We start from the raw sequence: 18,817 nt of genomic DNA on the forward strand, positions 1-18,817 counted from the left end.
GAACCCTGCCCCGCCGCCGCCGACAATCACGATCCTGCCGGGCGCATCGACCGGGCCCTTGACGCGGAGTTTCGGTTGCGCGCGCCTCTCGCGCACGACGACGCGATCGCCCTCGCGCTCGACCTTCCAGACAGCGAGCGCGTTGAAGGCGGGCGCGGCGGTCGCTTCACCGGTGCGAATATCGAAGCAGGCGTGATGCCAGGGGCAATGGACGGTCTCGCCCTCAAGGAGGCCTTCGGCGAGCGGACCGTGGTAATGGCTGCAATGCGCGTCGATGGCGAAGATATCCGCCCCCGAGCGCACCAGCAGCACGTCCTCGTCGCCGACATGGCCGAGCAACATCGCGCCAGAGAAGTCGGAGAGGGCAACGCCTTGTGTCAGATCCGGACCGGAAGGAGCTTGCTGATCGGCCATATCATTCCTCCATCGCCCTGTGACGCTCTAAACCGCTATGCCGAGGAATTCCTGGCGGGTTAGCGCATTGTCGCGAAAGCAACCCAGCATGCGGCTGGTCACGAGATCGGTATCCGGCTTGTGCACGCCGCGGGTCGTCATGCAGTGATGCGACGCTTTGATGATGACGCCCACGCCCTGAGGCTTCAAGACGTCGTTGATGGTGTTGGCGATCTGCGCCGTCATCTTCTCCTGGATCTGCAAACGCCTGGCATAGATGTCGACCACCCGTGCCAGCTTGCTGATGCCGACCACGCGGCCGTTCGGGATGTAGGCAACCCAGGCCTGACCGATGATCGGCGCCATATGATGCTCGCAATGGCTCTCGAAGCGGATGCCCCGCAGGGCAATCATTTCGTCGTAGCCTTCGATCTCCTCGAAGGTCTTTTCCAGGATCTCCGCTGGACGTTGGTCGTAACCCGCAAAGAATTCCTCGAACGAACGCGTCACACGCGCCGGAGTTTCAAGCAGACCATCCCGCTCCGGATCGTCGCCGGTCCAGCGGATGATGGTGCGGACTGCGGCCTCGACTTCGGCCCGGGTCGGCTTGTCGGATTCGGTTTGAGCGGCTCTTGCACGATCCAGCGCATGCACAATCGGGTTCATCGGGGCCTTTCCTTTGCGGAGTCATCGCGAGGTCATGCCCGTCAGATGCTCCGTCAGCAGAAAGGTTCCCGCAATTCGGCCCGCGGCACTTTGCGCCGCAAGCCAGCCGGGACGAACGGCTAGCCCGTCAGCGCCGCCTTGACCAGGCCGCTGGCCTTGCCGAAATCCATCTGGCCGGCGTATTTCGCCTTGAGCGCGCCGATCACCTTGCCCATGTCCTTGATGCCGGCGGCACCCGTCTCGGCGATGATCGCCGAGATCGCGGCCTTCACGTCGTCATCGGACATCTGCTTCGGCAGGTACGCCGAGATCACGGCGATCTCCTCGCGCTCCTGGGCCGCGAGCTCGGCGCGGCCGCCCTTGTCATAGAGCTCGACCGACTCCTGGCGCTGCTTGATCATCTTCTGCAGCAGGCCGAGCAGGTCGGCATCGGAGAGAGGCGGCTTGCCCTGCCCGCGCGCGTCGATGTCGGCGTTCTTGATGGTCGAATTGACCATGCGCAGCGTGGACAGCTTGCGCTCGTCCTTTGCCTTCATCGCTTCCTTGACCGCAGTATTGATGTCGTCGCGCAGCATTTCGTTGTCCTTGAACCAGCAATCCCCTCATCTAGGCAGTTTGCACCGGCAGAACAACTCTTGTTTGCCGCGTTTTCCGGCGCGAACCGGGTGTCCACTTCGCTTGAAAACGCTTTAGTTCCTCAGCCATTCGACCAGCGCATCGGCGCAGGCCTGCGGCTGTTCCAGCTGCGGCAGGTGACCGCAATTGGCGAGCACCACAAGTTTTGCGCCGGGAATGCCGTTAGCCATCTCGTCCGACAGCGAATTCGGCACGGTGTTGTCGGTATCCGACGTCAGCACCAAGGTCGGGCACTTGATCCAGGCCATGCTCGGCCGCGAATCCGGCCGGCTGAGCACCGCGTTCTGCTGGCGGATGAAGGCCTCGGCGCCAACGTCCTCGCTCATGTCGTCGACGATCCGGCGCAGGCTTGCATCGCCCTGCCGCGACGGATGCACGAAGCCCGGAAACAGCTCATCGACCACGCCGCGATATTGGCCGGTTCTGGCACGCTCGATCATGCCGCGGCGACGCGCGGTCGCTTCCGGCGTATCGGCCCGCGCCTGGGTGCTCATCAGCGCCAGCTTCGCAACCCGGTCCGGCGCCTGCCGCATGATCTCGAAGGCGATGTAGCCGCCCATCGAGTGCCCGGCGAGCGCAAAGCGCGGCGGCGCCTCGGCCAGGATCCGGCGGGCGATCGCCCCCATATTGTCGTCCCTGACATGGTTGGCGACCGTCACCGGCCCGCATCGCCACAGCGCCGGGATGACCGGGGCGAAAATCCGCGGCGAGCAGATGAGGCCCGGGACGAGCAGGATCGGCATCGTATTATCCATGCGGGAGCTCCGGACGGGTCATTTTCGGCAAGCAAACGGCTGCTTCAGGGAACTTTAGATTAAAAGGCCGTTCGGGCCTGTCAAATCGGCCGGTATTGCCGTGTGAATCCGTGCCCTTTCGCTTTGACGCCGCAGGGTGCGGCGTCTATTTAAAGGGCTCATGACAACATCCGAAAACGCTCCCGCCTGGCCGGACCATAAACCGACCGCGCTCCTTGTGCTCGCCGATGGTACCGTGCTGGAAGGCTTCGGTCTCGGCGCGGAAGGCCACGCCGTCGGCGAGGTCTGCTTCAACACCGCGATGACCGGCTATGAGGAGATCCTCACCGATCCGTCCTATGCCGGCCAGATCATCACCTTCACCTTCCCGCATATCGGCAATGTCGGTACCAACGAGGAAGACATCGAGACGGTGAACATGGCGGCGACGCCCGGCGCGCGCGGCGTGATCCTGCGCTCGGCGATCACGGATCCCTCGAATTACCGGGCCACCAAGCACCTCGACCAGTGGTTGAAGGCGCGCGGCATTATCGGCCTCTCCGGCATCGACACCCGCGCGCTGACCGCGCTGATCCGCTCCAAGGGCATGCCCAATGCGGTGATCGCGCACGCCAGAAACGGCGAGTTCGACCTGCACGGCCTGAAGGAAGAAGCCCGCGAATGGCCCGGCCTCGAGGGCATGGACCTGGTGCCGATGGTCACCTCCGGCCAGCGCTTCACCTGGGACGAGACGCCCTGGGTGTGGGGCAACGGTTTCGGCCAGCAAACCGCGCCGGAATTCAACGTGGTCGCGATCGACTACGGCATCAAGCGCAACATCCTGCGCCTGCTCGCCGGCGTCGGCGCCAAGGTGACCGTGGTGCCGGCGACGACGGCCGCCGAAGACATCCTGGCGATGAAGCCGGACGGCGTGTTCCTGTCGAACGGCCCCGGCGATCCGGCCGCCACCGGCAAATATGCCGTGCCCGTCATCCAGAAGGTGATCGCGTCGGGGACGCCGACCTTCGGCATCTGCCTCGGCCATCAGATGCTTGGCCTTGCCGTCGGGGCCAAGACCATGAAGATGCATCAGGGCCATCACGGCGCCAACCATCCGGTCAAGGACGAGACCACCGGCAAGGTCGAGATCACCTCGATGAACCACGGTTTTGCCGTGGACCAGGCGACGCTGCCGAAAGGTGCGACTCAGACCCATATCTCGCTGTTCGACGGCTCCAATTGCGGCATCGCACTCGAGGGCAAGCCGGTATTCTCGGTGCAATATCACCCGGAAGCCTCGCCCGGCCCGCGCGACTCGCACTACCTGTTCCAGCGCTTTGCCGATCTGATGCGGAAGAACAAGCGCGCGGCTTAGAGCCCGATCGTCATTGCCGGGCTTGACCCGGCATTCCATCCCTCGAAGAAAGATGGATGCCCGGATCAAGTCCGGGCATGACGGACTGTGCTGTGAGCACCGATGGACAACGCGCCTTCGCATCAGATCACGGGAAATGCCGACATGACCGTCCCCGCCACCCCGAAGCCCGTCTACGGCGTCTCCTCGATGGCGGTGATGGCATCGATGTCCGGGCTCGACTTCGTGCGCGGCATCTTCGCCCGGACCCTGCCGGAGCCGCCGATCATGGAGAATGTCGAGCCGTTCGACTGCTCCGCCGAGACCGGCCATGTGGTGATCCACAGCATCCCGGGCCTGCGCCACTACAACCCGATCGGCTCGGTGCATGGCGGCTACGCCGCGATTCTCTTGGATTCCGCGATAGGGCTTGCGGTCCAGACCATGCTGCCGCAGGGCTTTGGCTACACCACGCTGGAGTTCAAGATCTCCTTCGTTCGCGGCATGAGCCAGGACACCGGCAAAATCCGCACCGAGGGCCACGTGCTCAACGCCGGGCGCCGGGTTGCGACCGCGGAAGCGCGGATTACCGACGGCAAGGGCAAGTTGCTCGCGCATGCCACCACGACCTGCCTGGTGTTCGAGCTGCCCAAGAATACCTGAGGGCAATCGCGTTTTCGCGCATTGGAGGCATGACGAAGCGCGCTGGATCGCGGCCTGCGCTCTGTGATTGAGTTTCCCTGTCCGAGATCAGGCAAACATGATCCGGCCTGGAAAGGGAGCGCCGATGATTTCAGCCCATTCAGACATGACCATCCGCGACATCCGCGTGACGATGCTGCGGCTGCCCTGGGCCGACGATCCCTGGCTGAAAGGCGCGGCGCTCGGCGCGACGCGCGACATTCTGATCTGCGACGTCGAGACGTCCGGCGGTGTCACCGGCATGGGCTATCTGTTTGTGTTCAAGCCGGCGATGAAGTCGATCGCGGCCTGTCTCGAGGAATGCATCATCGCGCGCGTCATCGGCAAGGACGCCACCGCGATCGAGGCGATCTGGCGCGATCTGTGGACGGCGACGATGACCTACGGCCGCGGCGGCATCGCCGCGATGGCCATGTCGGCGCTCGACATCGCGCTGTGGGACGCGGTGGGGAAACGGGCCGGACTGCCGCTGCACCGGCTGTGGGGGCACTATCGCTCGGAAATCCCGATCTATGGTTCCGGCTGCTTCCGGGGCGCCGGCGGCGACGGGATGATCGAGAAGGCGCTGCATTTCGTGAAGCAGGGCTACAAGGCGATCAAGATGCAGGTCGCGCACGTCCACACGCCGGCGCAGGACCTCGACAATGTGCGCCGCATGCGCGAGGCGCTCGGGCCCGACATCGACATCATGATCGACGTCAACATGGGCTGGAGCGCCGATGTCGCCATCGAGATGGGACGCAAGTTCGAGAAGTACGACATCTACTGGCTCGAGGAGCCAGTGCCGGCCGATGATTTCGCCGGCTATCAGCGGATCGCGGCGGCGCTCGACATGCGCGTCGTCGGCGGCGAGACGCATTTCACGCGCTACGATCTGCGGCCGTTCTTTCTCAATCCCTGCCTGCCAATCCTGCAACCCGACCCGATGCGCGGCGGCATGACCGACCTGCGCAAGATCGCAGCGCTCGCGGACACGTTCGGCATCACCATCGCGCCGCATCTGTTTCCCGAACTCAATGTGCACCTCTTGGCTTCGATTCCGAACGGCATCTGGTGCGAGAACATGGCGCTGATCGACGATCTCTGGGTCGACCCGCCCGAGATCGCCAACGGCATGATCACCGCGCCGGAGCGGCCCGGGCACGGGCTCAAATTCAAGGAAGACGTGTTGAAGTTCAAAATCTAGCTGGAACGGTTTGCGGACCGACGGTTTGTTGGTCTGGAGACCACGGCACCTCGCAGCGCTGGAGAGCCACCATGTCGGTCGTCCGTACCGATATCGAACCCCTGACCATCGTCTTCCAGGACGACGGCCTGGTGCCGAACAACCCGATGCCGTTCCTGGTCTACAAGGCCACCGTCGACGTCAGCAGCAATCCCGAGGCCATCATCGAGCGGCTGTTCGGCAAGAACGGCTGGGGCGCGATGTGGCGCAACGGCGTCTACGACTTCGCGCATTACCACGCCACCGTGCACGAGGTGCTGGGCGTCGCGCGCGGCCGCGCGCGCGTGCAGTTCGGCGGCGACCATGGGCGGGCGCTGGAGATCGCGGCAGGCGACGTCGCGATCCTGCCGGCCGGCACCGGACATCAATGCCTGTCGGCGAGCGACGATTTCTGCGTGGTCGGCGCCTATCCGCCGGGCCCGCCGATGGATCTGCAGCGGCCGACGCCGGAGAACCACGCCATGGCGCTGAAGACGATCCCACAGGTCGCGATCCCCGCGACCGATCCGGTGATGGGCAAGGACGGGCCGCTGGTGCGGCTGTGGAAGCGCTGACGCCTACGCCGCGTTGCTGCCTTCCTGGCGGCTGGCCTCGAACAGGAACCAGGTACGACGCTCGGTTTCGTCGATGAAGGTTTCGAGCAGGCCTGCGGTGCCGGAGTCCTCCTGCTCGTCAGCCAGCTTGTGCGCCTTGCGCATCGCAGCCGCCATGTGCTTGTTGTCTTCCATCAACTCGCGCAGCATTTCGCGCGGCGGCACATAATCGTCGTCATTGTCCTTGATGGTCTGATGCTTGGCGATATCGCCGATCGACTTCAGCGTCGCGCCGCCAAGCTTGCGCACCCGCTCGGCGAGCTGGTCGGTGGTCGCAAAGATCGCCTCCGATTGCTCGTCCAGCAACAAATGGTAATCATGGAAATGCCGGCCGCTGACATGCCAATGGAAATTCTTGGTCTTCAGGTAGAGCGCGAAGGCGTCAGCCAGAAGCGTGTTGAGCGAGACCGAGATCGTGTCCACCGCAGCCTGCGGCAGGTCGCTCGGCGTGTCGAGATCGGGCGAGATCTTGTCAGTCTTGGCTTTGCTCACGTTGGACCTTCCTGTTAGGAACCCGTATTTCGGCGCATTGAACATTGGCCGCCGGACCGCTAACGCATCATCAGCCCACCCGTTCCTGAGGCCAGGAACCCGTTCTGCCGGATACCAAACGCGATGGATGAATGGATCGATTATTACGATTCCACGCATACGATCTATGCGAGCCGACTGCACCGTGACCTGCATTTCCAGATCATCGCAAACGACATCATCGGCTACATCGCTTCGCCGGATGCCGTGGTGCTCGACTATGCCTGCGGCGAGGCGCTGTCGGCGGCGAAGGTCGCCAATGCCTGCGCCCAGCTCTATCTGGCGGAGCCGGCGCCCGGCGTACGCGGCCGTCTGGTCGCGCGCTTTGCGCCCGACACCCGAATCCGTGTCCGCTCGCTCGATGACCTGAAGCACATGGACGCGGACTCGATCGACCTCGTGATGATGAACTCGGTGGCGCAATACATGACGCCGCAGGAGCTCGATTCCGCGTTCGACGTGATCCACCGCCTGCTGAAGCCCTCGGGCCGGTTCGTGCTCGGCGATATCCTGCGGCCCGAAGTCGGCATGGCGAGGGACGTCGTGGCCCTGCTGCGCTTTGCGGCGACCCACGGCTTCCTGCGCGATGCGCTGGTCGGGCTGGCTTCGACCGCACTGTCCGACTACCGCCAGCTGCGCACCAGGATCGGACTGCAGCGCTACCGCGAGGACGAGATGATCGCGAAGCTCGGCGCCGCCGGGTTCAGCGCTACGCGCGCGCCGCGCAACATCGGGCACAATCCGTGGCGGATGACGTTCGTGGCGCACCACTGATCCTGGGTTGCGCCGGCCATTAACGTTACCCACCAGTAAACGTGGCGGCCACTGAAATAATCAGCAATGATCCGCTCGGCCCGGTGGCGGAAGCTTCGACGCGGCAGTGGTGCAACACTGTTTATCCTGGTTCAAATCCAGGCCGGGCCTCCAGCCTTCGCTGCTGACGCAGCTTCGGCTCGGCAGGCCTTCTCGTAGCGAAGGCTGCCGCGGCGTAGCCCGCAGCGCGAAGCCGGGCCGGTAGCCCCTCCCCACATCCCGAGCACCCCCAACCGGGCATATGCCGAATGCGGATTTTCCCCCAGAATCGCGGTTGATTGCGCGTTTTTGGGGGTTTCGCGGGTGCGGAAACTGGTCTAAAGACCACCCGCGCGCGAGGGATCGCGCTTCCGGCGCTACAACATGTAGCGCATGGCTCGAGGGACGCGCGGGAAGCGCGCCCTTTTTTTGTGCCTAAATTCCAGTCCGCGAGAGCTGATGCCCAAAAGAACCGACATCTCCACCATCCTGATCATCGGCGCCGGTCCCATCGTGATCGGCCAAGCCTGCGAGTTCGACTATTCCGGCACGCAGGCCTGCAAGACGCTCAAGGAAGAGGGCTATCGGATCGTCCTGGTCAATTCCAACCCGGCGACGATCATGACCGACCCGGAGCTGGCGGATGCGACCTATGTCGAGCCGATCACGCCCGAAATCGTCGCCAAGATCATCGAAAAGGAACGCCACGTCGTGCCCGGCGGCTTCGCGCTGCTGCCGACCATGGGCGGCCAGACCGCGCTGAACTGCGCGCTGTCGCTGCGCAAGCAGGGTACGCTGGAGAAGTTCGACGTCGAGATGATCGGCGCCACCGCCGACGCCATCGACAAGGCCGAAGACCGCCAGCTGTTTCGCGACGCCATGGAGAAGATTGGGCTGCAGACGCCGAGGTCCCGGCTCGCCAATGCGTCGGCGCTGAAGAAGTCCGACCGCGACAAGTACCTCGCCGATCAGGCCAAGCTGTCCGGCCCCGAACTCGAAGCCTTCGAACGGCAGTGGGAAGGCGGCGAGAACGAGCGGCGCAAGCGCTACCAGCAGCAGGCCTTGGCCGAAGCGCTGATGGCGCTGTCCGACATCGGCCTGCCCGCGATCATCCGCCCCTCCTTCACGCTCGGCGGCACCGGCGGCGGCATCGCCTACAACAAGGAAGAATATCTCGACATCATCGAGCGCGGCCTCGATGCCTCGCCGACCAACGAGGTGCTGATCGAGGAATCCGTTCTCGGCTGGAAAGAGTTCGAGATGGAGGTGGTGCGCGACAAGAAGGACAATTGCATCATCATCTGCTCGATCGAGAACGTCGATCCGATGGGCGTTCACACCGGCGATTCGATCACGGTCGCGCCGGCGCTGACGCTCACCGACAAGGAATACCAGATCATGCGCGACGCATCGATTGCGGTGCTGCGCGAGATCGGGGTCGAGACCGGCGGCTCCAACGTGCAGTTCGGCATCAATCCGGACGACGGCCGCATGGTCGTGATCGAGATGAATCCCCGCGTGTCGCGCTCGTCGGCGCTGGCCTCCAAGGCCACCGGCTTCCCGATCGCCAAGGTCGCCGCCAAACTTGCGATCGGCTACACGCTCGACGAGATCGCCAACGACATCACCGGCGGCGCGACGCCGGCCTCGTTCGAGCCGACGATCGACTACGTCGTCACCAAGATTCCGCGCTTTGCGTTCGAGAAATTCCCCGGCGCCTCCTCCACCCTGACCACCTCGATGAAGTCGGTCGGCGAGGTGATGGCGATCGGCCGCACCTTCCAGGAGAGCCTGCAGAAGGCCCTGCGCGGGCTCGAGACCGGGCTGACCGGCCTCGACGAGATCGACATCGAGGGCCTCGGCCGCAGCGACGACAAGAACGCGATCCGCGCGGCGCTCGGCACGCCGACGCCGAACCGCCTGCTGCAGGTCGCGCAGGCGATGCGGCTCGGCTGGTCCAACGAGGATATCTTCAATTCCTGCAAGATCGATCCCTGGTTCCTCGCCGAGCTGCGCGCCATCGTCGAGATGGAAGGCAAGGTCCGCAGCAGCGGCCTGCCGACCAATGCGTTCGCGATGCGGATGCTGAAGGCGATGGGCTTCTCGGACGCGCGGCTCGCCGTGCTCACGGAGGCCACTGAGGCCGACGTTACCGCCAAGCGCCACGCGCTCGGGGTGCGCCCGGTGTTCAAGCGCATCGATACCTGCGCGGCGGAGTTCGCTTCGCCGACCGCCTACATGTATTCGACCTATGAGCGGCCGTTCGCCGGCGAATTTGCCGACGAAAGCGCGCCGTCGGACCGCAAGAAGGTGATCATCCTCGGCGGCGGGCCGAACCGCATCGGCCAGGGCATCGAGTTCGACTATTGCTGCTGCCACGCCTGCTTCGCGCTCGAGGACGCCGGCTACGAGACCATCATGGTCAACTGCAACCCGGAAACGGTATCGACCGACTACGACACCGCCGACCGGCTGTATTTCGAGCCGCTGACCGCCGAGGACGTGCTGGAGATCATCGCGACCGAGCGCAAGAACGGCACGCTGCACGGCGTGATCGTGCAGTTCGGCGGCCAGACCCCGCTGAAGCTTGCCCGCGCGCTCGAAGCCGCCGAAGTGCCGATCCTCGGCACCTCGCCCGACGCGATCGACCTCGCCGAGGACCGCGACCGCTTCAAGCGCGTGCTCGACAAGCTTCGTCTCAAGCAGCCGAAGAACGGCATCGCCTATTCGGTCGAGCAGGCCCGCCTGGTCGCCGCCGATCTCGACCTGCCGCTGGTGGTGCGTCCGTCCTACGTGCTCGGCGGCCGCGCGATGCAGATCATCCGCGAGGAGAACCAGCTCAATGACTACCTGCTGGGAACGCTGCCCGAGCTGGTGCCCGCCGACATCAAGGCGCGCTACCCGAATGACAAGACCGGGCAGATCAACACCGTGCTCGGCAAGAACCCGCTGCTGTTCGACCGCTATCTGTCCGACGCGACCGAAGTCGATGTCGACTGCCTCTGCGACGGCAAGGACACCTTCATCGTCGGCATCATGGAGCACATCGAGGAAGCCGGCATCCATTCCGGCGACTCCGCCTGCTCGCTGCCGCCGCATTCGCTCGACGCCAAGACCATCGAGGAGCTGGAGCGGCAGACCCGCGAGCTCGCGCTCGGGCTCGACGTCGTCGGCCTGATGAACGTGCAATACGCCATCAAGGACGGCGAGATCTACGTGCTCGAGGTCAACCCGCGCGCATCCCGCACCGTGCCGTTCGTCGCCAAGGTGATCGGCACGCCGGTCGCCAAGATCGCGGCGCGGATCATGGCCGGCGAAAAGCTCGCCGACTTCAAGCTGAAGAAGAAGAAGCTCGGCCATGTCGGCGTGAAGGAGTCGGTATTCCCGTTCGCGCGTTTCCCCGGCGTCGATACCGTGCTCGGACCGGAGATGCGTTCGACCGGCGAAGTGATGGGCATCGACCGCTCCTTCGAGGTCGCGTTCGCGAAGAGCCAGCTCGGCGGCGGCACGCGCGTGCCGCGGCAGGGCACGGTGTTCGTCTCGGTGCGCGGTGACGACAAGATGCGCATCGCGGATGCGGTGCGGCTGTTGCATTCGCTCGGCTTCAAGGTGATGGCAACTTCGGGCACGCAGCGCTACCTCAGCGACAACGGCGTGCCGACGGAAAAGGTGAACAAGGTGCTCGAAGGCCGTCCGCACATCGTCGACGCCATCACCAATGGCGACGTCCAGCTGGTCTTCAATACCACCGAAGGTCCGCAGGCGCTGGCCGACAGCCGCTCGCTGCGGCGGGCTGCCCTCTTGCATAAAGTGCCATATTACACCACTCTTTCGGGCGCGGTGGCGGCCGCACGGGGAATCCGGGCCTATCGGGCCGGGGACCTTGAGGTCCGCACGCTTCAGAGTTACTTTTCCGAAAGCTGACCGCTGCCCGGGCTGAAGACCCGAAGCGGTCAATTAGCCGAATGGCTGGAACTCACCGCGCGATTGGATGTTGTCACGGCCCTTAGCGGGGCCGAATATCACTGGGCTTCCGGGCGCGTTGGCGCCCTGATTCCTGCGTTAGCTGAACTGGATATTCGTGCACGGCCGCCGGGCGCGCGCGATGAAGGACGAAGATGATGGATAAGGTTCCGATGACCGCGGGCGGATACGCCGCGCTGACGGACGAGTTGAAGCATCGCCAATCGGTGGATCGTCCGCGCATCATCGAACACATCGCGGAAGCGCGCTCGCACGGCGATCTCTCGGAGAACGCCGAGTATCACGCCGCCAAGGAAGAGCAATCGCACAACGAGGGCCGCATCGCCGAGCTCGAGGACAAGCTCGCGCGCGCCGACATCATCGACATTTCGAAACTGTCGGGCGACACCATCAAGTTCGGCGCGACCGTGACGCTGATCGATGAGGACACCGAGAAGAAGGCGGTGTGGCAGATCGTCGGCGAAGTCGAGGCCGACGCCAAGAAGGGCCGCATCTCCATTACCTCGCCGCTCGCGCGCGCGCTGATCGGCAAGAAGAAGGGCACCACCGTCGAGGTGATGGCGCCGGGCGGCGCCAAGGCCTACGAGATCACCAAGGTCGAGTGGCGGTAGTTTTAGCCTAAGCCGGAGCTACAAAGGAGCCGCGTTTTCCAACGCGGCTTTTTTGCTGCATGGGATATGCGACATCTCTTCACGGTCGCTGACACGATTGTGACTTGGCAACGCTGATTAACTTGTTAATGAATCGGCCCCGGAATGGTTATAGAGCATAACTATCTGGGGACCCAGCAACATGATCAGCACTTTGGCTGCGCGATATTCGCCAAGCCTTCTCAGCATCCTTCGCATCTACGTCGGGCTCAGCCTGCTGCAGCACGGCACCGCGAAGATTCTCCACTTTCCGACCGTTCCGATGTTTGCCAACGTCGAAATCGGTTCGCTGATGGGCGTCGGCGGACTGATCGAGCTTGTCGGCGGCGCGCTGTTCATCCTTGGTCTGTTTACGCGTCCGGTTGCGTTCATCCTCTCGGGCTTCACGGCAGTCGCCTATTTCATGGCGCACGCGGGCAAGAGCTTCTATCCGATCCTGAACGGAGGCGAGCTCGCCGCGGTCTACTGCTTCGTCTTCCTCTATTTCATGTTCGCCGGCCCCGGCCCGTTGAGCCTGGACACGATCCGCGAAGGCAAGACCGCATAGCGCTCCGAATGAATTGCACGCGGAGGGCGTGACAGCGTCGCCTCGTTCTCCATAATGCGCGCCGGCAACGGCGCGCATTATCATTTTGGAGGATAGCATGGACCTGGACCGCCTCAGCGCAACCGCTCAGCCCGTTTTGCTGAGCATTCTCCGTTTCATCACCGGGCTGTTGCTCTTCCAGTTCGGTGTCGCCAAGTTGTTCAAGTTTCCGCATGTCGAGATGTTCGCGCAGGTGACGCCGTTCTCGCTGTTCGGTATCGCCGGCATGTTCGAACTGGTGCTCGGCGGGATGCTGATGCTGGGCCTGTTCACCCGGATCGTTGCCTTCATCCTCTCCGGCGAGATGGCATTCGCCTATTTCATCGAGCACGCGCCTGTCAGCTTCTTTCCGCTGCTTAGCGACGGCACGCTTGCGATACTGTTCTGCTTCGTCTGCCTCTACCTCGCCGCGGCAGGCGGCGGACCGCTCGGCCTCGAGGCCTTGCGAAAGCGCAGGCCATAGCACGCCAACGGCAGAAGCGTGCTGACATGACGGACCTGCAGCAGGCAGCGCGAGTTCCATTCCGCCGGCGCGCAACGAAGAGGGCGAAGATGCGCCCCGCGCATGTATCCACGAAATTGTGAGGAGGTTGCGGTCTCGCGATCTCGCAACCCCTTGAACCAAACAGCTCCGCCATTGTTGACGCTGGGGACTAATGGTGGAGAGCGCAATGAATGTGGACCGACTTGCGGCGAGCTTTCAGCCGTATCTCTTGAGCCTGTTCCGGTTCATCACCGGCCTGCTACTGTTCCAGTACGGCGTTGCAAAAATCTTCAAGTTTCCGGCGCTCGCGTACTTCGCTAACATCCCGCCGTTGATCCAGGCTGCGGGCTGGCTTGAACTGGTGCTCGGCGCGCTCTTGATGATCGGACTGCTCTCGCGGATATCTGCCTTCATCCTTTCGGGTGAAATGGCCTTCGCCTACTTCCTCGGCCATATGCTGAAGACCGGCGAGCCGGTACTTCTGCCGCTCAACAACGGCGGAACAGCTGCAATCCTGTTCTGCTTTGCCTGTCTTTACCTCGCAACGGCAGGCGGTGGGCCGGTGAGCGTAGACACGGCGATCTGGCGCGCTTCGCGCGATGAGGAGCCGCACTTCAGACAAGCTGCGGAATAGCGCAAACCTCAGCCCGCCACCTTCACGCCCAGCGGCACCGCGGCTTCGTATTTCGAATTGTGCAGCACCAGTGACGTCCTGACGTTGCGCACGTGCGGCGCCGCCGTCAGGTGGGTGACGAAATCCTGGAACGTCGCCATGTCGGGGGCGACGCATTTGAGGATGAAATCGACTTCACCCGACAGCATCCAGCATTCCCGCACCAGCGGCTCGGCGCGCACGAAATTCTCGAAGGCGCGGAGGTCGGCGTCGGCCTGGCTCGACAGATGCACCGAGGCGAACACCGTGACGTCGTAGCCGAGGCGGCGCGGATCGAGCAGGCCGCGGTATCCCTGGATGTAGCCTTCCTCCTCCAGCGCCCGGACCCTGCGCAGGCAGGGCGGCGGCGAGATACCGACGCGTTTGGCCAGTTCCACATTGGTGATTCGGCCATCGGCCTGGATCTCGGCGAGGATTTTGAGGTCGATCTCGTCAAGGTTCTTCGACACGCGACTACAGTTCCCTAGGGGTTTGGAAGGCTTGGCGGGTCCGCCGGCAACTCTCATAGCGCAGCCAACCGGCGTTGCGCAATTTTATTGCGCGTGCAGCGCACGATTTCGCGAATGTGACTTCAGTTCCGGGGAAAAATCGCTGCCATGGATTGCAAATCTTGCATAGCTTCCCAGATATCCTAGACTTGGATTTGACACTTTTAGCACCGCCGTGACCTGCTTCCGGGGTGCTTCCCACACAAGTCCCCGTCAAAGTCCCCAGAAGAGAGGGATCAGCTAATGCCCGCGCCTGTCCACGCCAAGGTCGTCATCATCGGGTCCGGCCCCGCCGGCTACACCGCAGCGATCTACGCGGCACGCGCGATGCTCGAGCCGGTGCTGATCCAGGGCATCCAGCCGGGCGGGCAGCTCACCATCACCACCGACGTCGAGAACTATCCCGGCTTCGCCGATGTGATCCAGGGCCCCTGGCTGATGGAGCAGATGGAGAAGCAGGCGGCCCATGTCGGCACCAAGATCGTCACCGATCTCGTCAACAAGCTGGAACTCGGCCAGCGCCCCTTTCGCCTGACCTGCGATTCCGGCGACATCTATCTCGCCGAGACCGTGATCCTCGCCACCGGCGCCCAGGCGCGCTGGCTCGGCCTGCCCTCGGAAGAGAAGTTCCAGGGCGGCGGCGTGTCGGCCTGCGCGACCTGCGATGGCTTCTTCTACCGCGGCAAGGAAGTCGTGGTGGTCGGCGGCGGCAACACCGCGGTCGAGGAGGCGCTGTACCTGACCAATCACGCCTCCCAGGTCACCATCGTGCATCGCCGCGATCATTTCCGCGCCGAGCGCATCCTGCAGGAACGGCTGTTCAAGCATCCCAAGATCAAGGTGGTGTGGGACTCGGCGATCGACGAGATCTGCGGATCGGAGAACCCGAACAAGGTCACCCATGTGCGGCTGAAGAACGTCAAGACCGGCTCGCACACGAACCTCAAAACCGACGGCGTCTTCATCGCGATCGGCCATGCGCCGGCGACGGAGCTCGTCAAAGGCCAGATCAAATTGAAACCGTCGGGCTATGTCGAGGTGGCGCCGAACTCCACCGCGACCTCGATGCCCGGCCTGTTCGCCGCGGGCGACGTGGCGGATGAAACCTTCCGGCAGGCGGTCACCGCCGCCGGCCTCGGCTGCATGGCTGCGCTCGAGGCGGAACGCTTCCTGGCTCTTCGCGCGAGCGATCGCGCAGCGGCGGAATAATCATGGCACGATCTCGCGACGGATTTACGGATATGGATTGGGACAAGCTGAAGGTCTTTCACGCAGCGGCGGAGGCCGGCAGCTTCACGCATGCCGGCGAACAGCTTGGCCTGTCGCAATCGGCGGTCTCCCGCCAGGTCAGCGCGCTGGAGCAGGAGCTCTCGGTGTCGCTGTTTCACCGCCACGCCCGCGGCCTGATCCTCACCGAACAGGGCGACCTTCTGTTCCGCACCGCGCATGACGTGTTCATGCAGCTGCAGGCGGCCCGCGCAAAGCTCACCGACAGCCGCGAGCGGCCGAGCGGCGACCTCAAGATCACGACGCCGCCGGCGCTCGGCATCAACTGGCTGATCCCGCGGCTCGACGAGTTCACCGCGCTCTATCCCGACATCCGGATCTCGCTGATCGTCACCGACGAGGATCTCGACCTCTCGATGCGCGAGGCCGACGTCGCGATCCGCACCCGCAAGCCGACCCAGCCGGACCTGATCCAGCGCAAGCTGTTCTCGATCGGCTTCCATGCCTATTGCTCGCCGGAATACATCAAGCGCTTCGGCACGCCGCGCACGCTCGATGATCTCGACTCGCACCGCATCATCATGCTCGGCGACTCGCAGGTGCCGGCGCATCTGCAGAACCGCAGCTGGCTGATCGATGCCGGCCGCAACGGCTCCGGTCCGCGCGAGCCCTACTTCAAGGTCAACAACATCCTTGGCCTCGTGCGCGCCTGCCAGCAGGGCCTCGGCATCGCCGCGCTGCCGGACTATCTGGTCGAACAGAACAACCTCGTGCAGCTGTTCGGCGAGTCCGACTCGATCGCGCTCGACACCTACTTCGTCTATCCGGAAGAGCTGAAGACGGTGGCTCGGGTGCAGGTGTTCCGCGACTTCGTGGTCAGCAAGGCGCAGCGCTGGCCGTCGTGATTAAGCCGCCCTTATAGGGCTGGTTTATAGGGATATCCGTGCTGCCCCCGGTCTCCGCATGACTGACATGCGACCTGGATAGTTGCTGCAGGCCGTCGATGGGGATCATATTGCTTACACGCTGAGCGTTCGCGTCGCGCATATGTCCCCCTCCTCCAGTGGCGCGGAAGTTCAGTAATCCCTCTTGGAAGGTGATTGTGTCGGCCTCACGTGGCCAATACCTTAAGCCGGGCTCACTTGAGCCCGGCTTTTTTTCATCGCCGTGCCCTTTCACCTCCACGTCATGCGCAAAACGCGCCGCACGCGCCGATCAGCATGTGCATTGACAACAACCTCGCAGCGCAGCATCATTGTCCCATGATCACGACTTCGTGCGCCGTTCTGTCGTCGAAAAAAGCTCCCCTCCCGGGGACACGAGATCGCGCGCGATAAGATCACCTTCGCATTCAAACCGATCCCGAAACCCCGCCGCCTGGACGGGGTTTTTTGTTGGTCCCGTCTCCGGCTTTGCCTTCCCCAGGAGATGGAACATGACCGATCTACACCAGCAATTGCAGGGCCTCTGGCTGCCTCTGATCACGCCATTCCGTAACGGCGAACTCGACGTCACGTCGCTGCGGCGTCTCGTACGGCACTACGCCAGCGGCCCCGTCGACGGGTTCATTCTCGGCGCAACCTCCGGCGAGGGCATGGCGCTCAGCGTGGACGAACTGGAGGGGCTGGTGAGCGTCGTGCTCGACGAGCTCAGTGCCAGCTCCCGCCATTTGCCGGTCTGTCTCGGGCTCTCCGGCGCCTCGACCGCCCGGATGAAGGAAGCGCTGGATGATACGGCCGACTGGCCGATCAACGGCTATCTGATCGCCAGCCCCTATTACATCAGGCCCTCGCAACGCGGGCTCGTGCAGCACTTCAACGCGCTCGCCGATCACGCGTCGTGGCCGATCGTGCTTTACAACATCCCCTATCGCACGGCGGTGAACCTGACCAACGAAACGCTGCTGGCGCTCGCGGACCATCCGAACATCGCCGGCATGAAGGATTGCTGCGCCGACCGCGCGCAGTCGATCGACTTCCTCAACCGCCGGCCGGCCGGCTTCCGCGTGCTGACCGGCGAGGATGCGCAAACCTTCGATGCGCTCTCGGACGGCGCCGACGGGGCGATCCTGCTGTCCGCACATCTGGAAACAAACACCTTCGCTGCGATCCGCACGCTGCTGCAGCAGGGCCAGCGCGACACGGCGCTGGCCGCCTGGCAGAGCGTCGTCGGCCTGACGAGGCTGTTGTTCGCCGAACCAAGCCCCGCGCCGGCCAAGCACTGGCTGTGGCGGCAGGGGCTGATCGACAGCCCCGAGGTGCGGCTGCCGATGGTCGAGATCAGCGAGGATCTCGCAACCTGGCTCGATGCCGAGATGGAGCGCCGCGAACAGCTGCTGTTGCCGGCGTGATCGCGTTTTCTCCCCGTTCTTACGGGGAGAGGGCTGGGTGATGGGCTGCTTCCGCACAAAAAGGCGAGAGACAGACTCGTGGAGCGTCCCCCTCACCCGGATCGCATCTTGCGATGCAATCCGACCTCTCCCCACACGCGGGGCGAGGTAGGAAACGTCTAGTCCAGCTTCACCCTGCCGAGCCTAAGCGCATTGCCGATCACGCTGACCGAGGAAAGCGCCATCGCGGCGGCGCCGACCATCGGCGACAGCAGGATGCCGAACAGCGGATACAGCACGCCGGCTGCGATCGGCACCCCGGCGGCGTTGTAGACGAACGCGAACGCCAGGTTCTGGCGGATGTTGCGCATGGTCGCGACCGACAGCCGCCGCGCGCGCACGAGGCCCATCAGATCGCCCGTGAGCAGCGTGACGCCGGCGCTCTCGATCGCGACGTCGGTGCCGCCGCCCATCGCGATGCCGACATCGGCAGCGGCGAGCGCCGGCGCGTCATTGACGCCGTCGCCGGCCATCGCGACGGTGCGCCCCTCGCCGCGCAGCCGCTGAACCACCTCGCTCTTGCGCTCCGGCAGAACGCCGGCCTCGACCTCGTCGATGCCGAGCGTCTTCGCCACCGCCCGCGCGGTGGTCTCGTTGTCGCCGGTCAGCATCACGATGCGCAGGCCCTCGGCGCGCAGCGCCTGCAGCGCGCTCGTCGCAGACGGCTTGACCGGATCGGCTATCGCGATCACCCCGACGACGCGGCCATC

20 protein-coding genes and 1 tRNA gene are annotated in these 18,817 nt (G+C 64.1%); 14 read left to right on the forward strand and 7 right to left on the reverse strand.

All coding sequences use genetic code 11. The features are described 5' to 3' along the window. The 4 genes from AKL29_RS44660 to AKL29_RS10975 all read right to left on the reverse strand — a co-directional run. Window positions 1–414, reverse strand: a 414-nt coding sequence (locus tag AKL29_RS44660) for a Rieske (2Fe-2S) protein (RefSeq protein WP_244481928.1), incomplete at its 3' end; no start/stop codon positions are given. A gap of 27 nt (window positions 415–441) precedes the next feature. After that, window positions 442–1,059 carry a GTP cyclohydrolase I FolE gene (gene folE, locus AKL29_RS10965; protein ID WP_028333118.1) on the reverse strand — a complete coding sequence of 206 codons (618 nt, stop codon included), beginning with the start codon at window positions 1,057–1,059 and terminating at the stop codon, window positions 442–444. A 119-nt stretch (window positions 1,060–1,178) separates the two neighbouring features. Further along, complete coding sequence (locus tag AKL29_RS10970; RefSeq protein WP_028333117.1) at window positions 1,179–1,634, reverse strand: GatB/YqeY domain-containing protein; 456 nt, start codon at window positions 1,632–1,634, stop codon at window positions 1,179–1,181. A 114-nt stretch (window positions 1,635–1,748) separates the two neighbouring features. Continuing rightward, window positions 1,749–2,450, reverse strand: a complete 702-nt coding sequence (locus AKL29_RS10975; protein WP_050384178.1) for an alpha/beta fold hydrolase — start codon at window positions 2,448–2,450, stop codon at window positions 1,749–1,751. Between the two features lie 160 nt (window positions 2,451–2,610). Between AKL29_RS10975 and carA the strand changes: the two genes are divergently transcribed. The 4 genes from carA (at window position 2,611) to AKL29_RS10995 (ending at window position 6,264) form a co-directional block, all read left to right on the forward strand. Next, window positions 2,611–3,804, forward strand: coding sequence for a glutamine-hydrolyzing carbamoyl-phosphate synthase small subunit (gene carA / locus AKL29_RS10980; protein ID WP_050384179.1), 1,194 nt, complete (start codon window positions 2,611–2,613; stop codon window positions 3,802–3,804). 144 nt (window positions 3,805–3,948) lie between these two features. Continuing rightward, window positions 3,949–4,446, forward strand: coding sequence for a PaaI family thioesterase (locus AKL29_RS10985; protein ID WP_050384259.1), 498 nt, complete (start codon window positions 3,949–3,951; stop codon window positions 4,444–4,446). A 124-nt stretch (window positions 4,447–4,570) separates the two neighbouring features. After that, window positions 4,571–5,671 carry a mandelate racemase/muconate lactonizing enzyme family protein gene (locus tag AKL29_RS10990; RefSeq protein WP_160321737.1) on the forward strand — a complete coding sequence of 367 codons (1,101 nt, stop codon included), beginning with the start codon at window positions 4,571–4,573 and terminating at the stop codon, window positions 5,669–5,671. 71 nt (window positions 5,672–5,742) lie between these two features. Further along, window positions 5,743–6,264: a hypothetical protein gene (locus tag AKL29_RS10995; protein ID WP_050384181.1), complete on the forward strand. Its 522-nt coding sequence runs from the start codon at window positions 5,743–5,745 to the stop codon at window positions 6,262–6,264. 3 nt (window positions 6,265–6,267) lie between these two features. On the opposite strand, the gene AKL29_RS11000 is transcribed toward AKL29_RS10995, so the two are convergent. Next, window positions 6,268–6,795, reverse strand: coding sequence for a Dps family protein (locus AKL29_RS11000; RefSeq protein ID WP_028333111.1), 528 nt, complete (start codon window positions 6,793–6,795; stop codon window positions 6,268–6,270). Between the two features lie 123 nt (window positions 6,796–6,918). Here AKL29_RS11000 and AKL29_RS11005 point away from each other — a divergent pair, with 123 nt between their 5' ends. The 7 genes from AKL29_RS11005 to AKL29_RS11030 all read left to right on the forward strand — a co-directional run bounded on the left by AKL29_RS11005 (window position 6,919) and on the right by AKL29_RS11030 (window position 13,964). After that, a complete protein-coding gene (locus AKL29_RS11005) occupies window positions 6,919–7,608 on the forward strand; it encodes a class I SAM-dependent methyltransferase (RefSeq protein WP_050384182.1) in 690 nt (229 codons plus the stop codon). A gap of 77 nt (window positions 7,609–7,685) precedes the next feature. Next, window positions 7,686–7,761 (forward strand) — tRNA-OTHER (locus AKL29_RS41800). A 324-nt stretch (window positions 7,762–8,085) separates the two neighbouring features. Beyond that, window positions 8,086–11,550: a carbamoyl-phosphate synthase large subunit gene (gene carB, locus AKL29_RS11010; protein ID WP_050384183.1), complete on the forward strand. Its 3,465-nt coding sequence runs from the start codon at window positions 8,086–8,088 to the stop codon at window positions 11,548–11,550. A gap of 197 nt (window positions 11,551–11,747) precedes the next feature. After that, window positions 11,748–12,221, forward strand: coding sequence for a transcription elongation factor GreA (gene greA / locus AKL29_RS11015; protein ID WP_018269816.1), 474 nt, complete (start codon window positions 11,748–11,750; stop codon window positions 12,219–12,221). Between the two features lie 181 nt (window positions 12,222–12,402). Beyond that, complete coding sequence (locus AKL29_RS11020; protein WP_050384184.1) at window positions 12,403–12,807, forward strand: DoxX family protein; 405 nt, start codon at window positions 12,403–12,405, stop codon at window positions 12,805–12,807. Between the two features lie 97 nt (window positions 12,808–12,904). Next, on the forward strand, window positions 12,905–13,309 hold the full coding sequence (locus AKL29_RS11025) for a DoxX family protein (RefSeq protein ID WP_152977537.1): 405 nt from the start codon (window positions 12,905–12,907) through the stop codon (window positions 13,307–13,309). Between the two features lie 193 nt (window positions 13,310–13,502). Then, window positions 13,503–13,964 (forward strand): DoxX family protein, encoded by a 462-nt coding sequence (locus tag AKL29_RS11030; protein ID WP_152977538.1) that lies wholly within the window; start codon window positions 13,503–13,505, stop codon window positions 13,962–13,964. An 8-nt stretch (window positions 13,965–13,972) separates the two neighbouring features. Here AKL29_RS11030 and AKL29_RS11035 read toward each other — a convergent pair whose 3' ends face one another. Beyond that, entirely contained in the window at window positions 13,973–14,452 is a 480-nt protein-coding gene (locus AKL29_RS11035) for an Lrp/AsnC family transcriptional regulator (protein ID WP_028333106.1), read from the reverse strand. Between the two features lie 282 nt (window positions 14,453–14,734). Between AKL29_RS11035 and trxB the strand changes: the two genes are divergently transcribed. From trxB to AKL29_RS11050, 3 genes are all read left to right on the forward strand, one after another. Further along, window positions 14,735–15,700 carry a thioredoxin-disulfide reductase gene (gene trxB / locus AKL29_RS11040; protein ID WP_028333105.1) on the forward strand — a complete coding sequence of 322 codons (966 nt, stop codon included), beginning with the start codon at window positions 14,735–14,737 and terminating at the stop codon, window positions 15,698–15,700. A 2-nt stretch (window positions 15,701–15,702) separates the two neighbouring features. Further along, complete coding sequence (locus AKL29_RS11045; RefSeq protein ID WP_026192264.1) at window positions 15,703–16,623, forward strand: LysR family transcriptional regulator; 921 nt, start codon at window positions 15,703–15,705, stop codon at window positions 16,621–16,623. Between the two features lie 530 nt (window positions 16,624–17,153). Then, window positions 17,154–18,068: a 4-hydroxy-tetrahydrodipicolinate synthase family protein gene (locus AKL29_RS11050; RefSeq protein ID WP_028333104.1), complete on the forward strand. Its 915-nt coding sequence runs from the start codon at window positions 17,154–17,156 to the stop codon at window positions 18,066–18,068. Window positions 18,069–18,226: 158 nt separating this feature from the next. Here AKL29_RS11050 and AKL29_RS44665 read toward each other — a convergent pair. Further along, a partial coding sequence (locus tag AKL29_RS44665; protein WP_244481930.1) for an HAD-IC family P-type ATPase occupies window positions 18,227–18,817 on the reverse strand: 591 nt, incomplete at its 5' end.

Source organism: Bradyrhizobium pachyrhizi, from assembly GCF_001189245.1.
Taxonomy (GTDB): domain Bacteria; phylum Pseudomonadota; class Alphaproteobacteria; order Rhizobiales; family Xanthobacteraceae; genus Bradyrhizobium; species Bradyrhizobium pachyrhizi.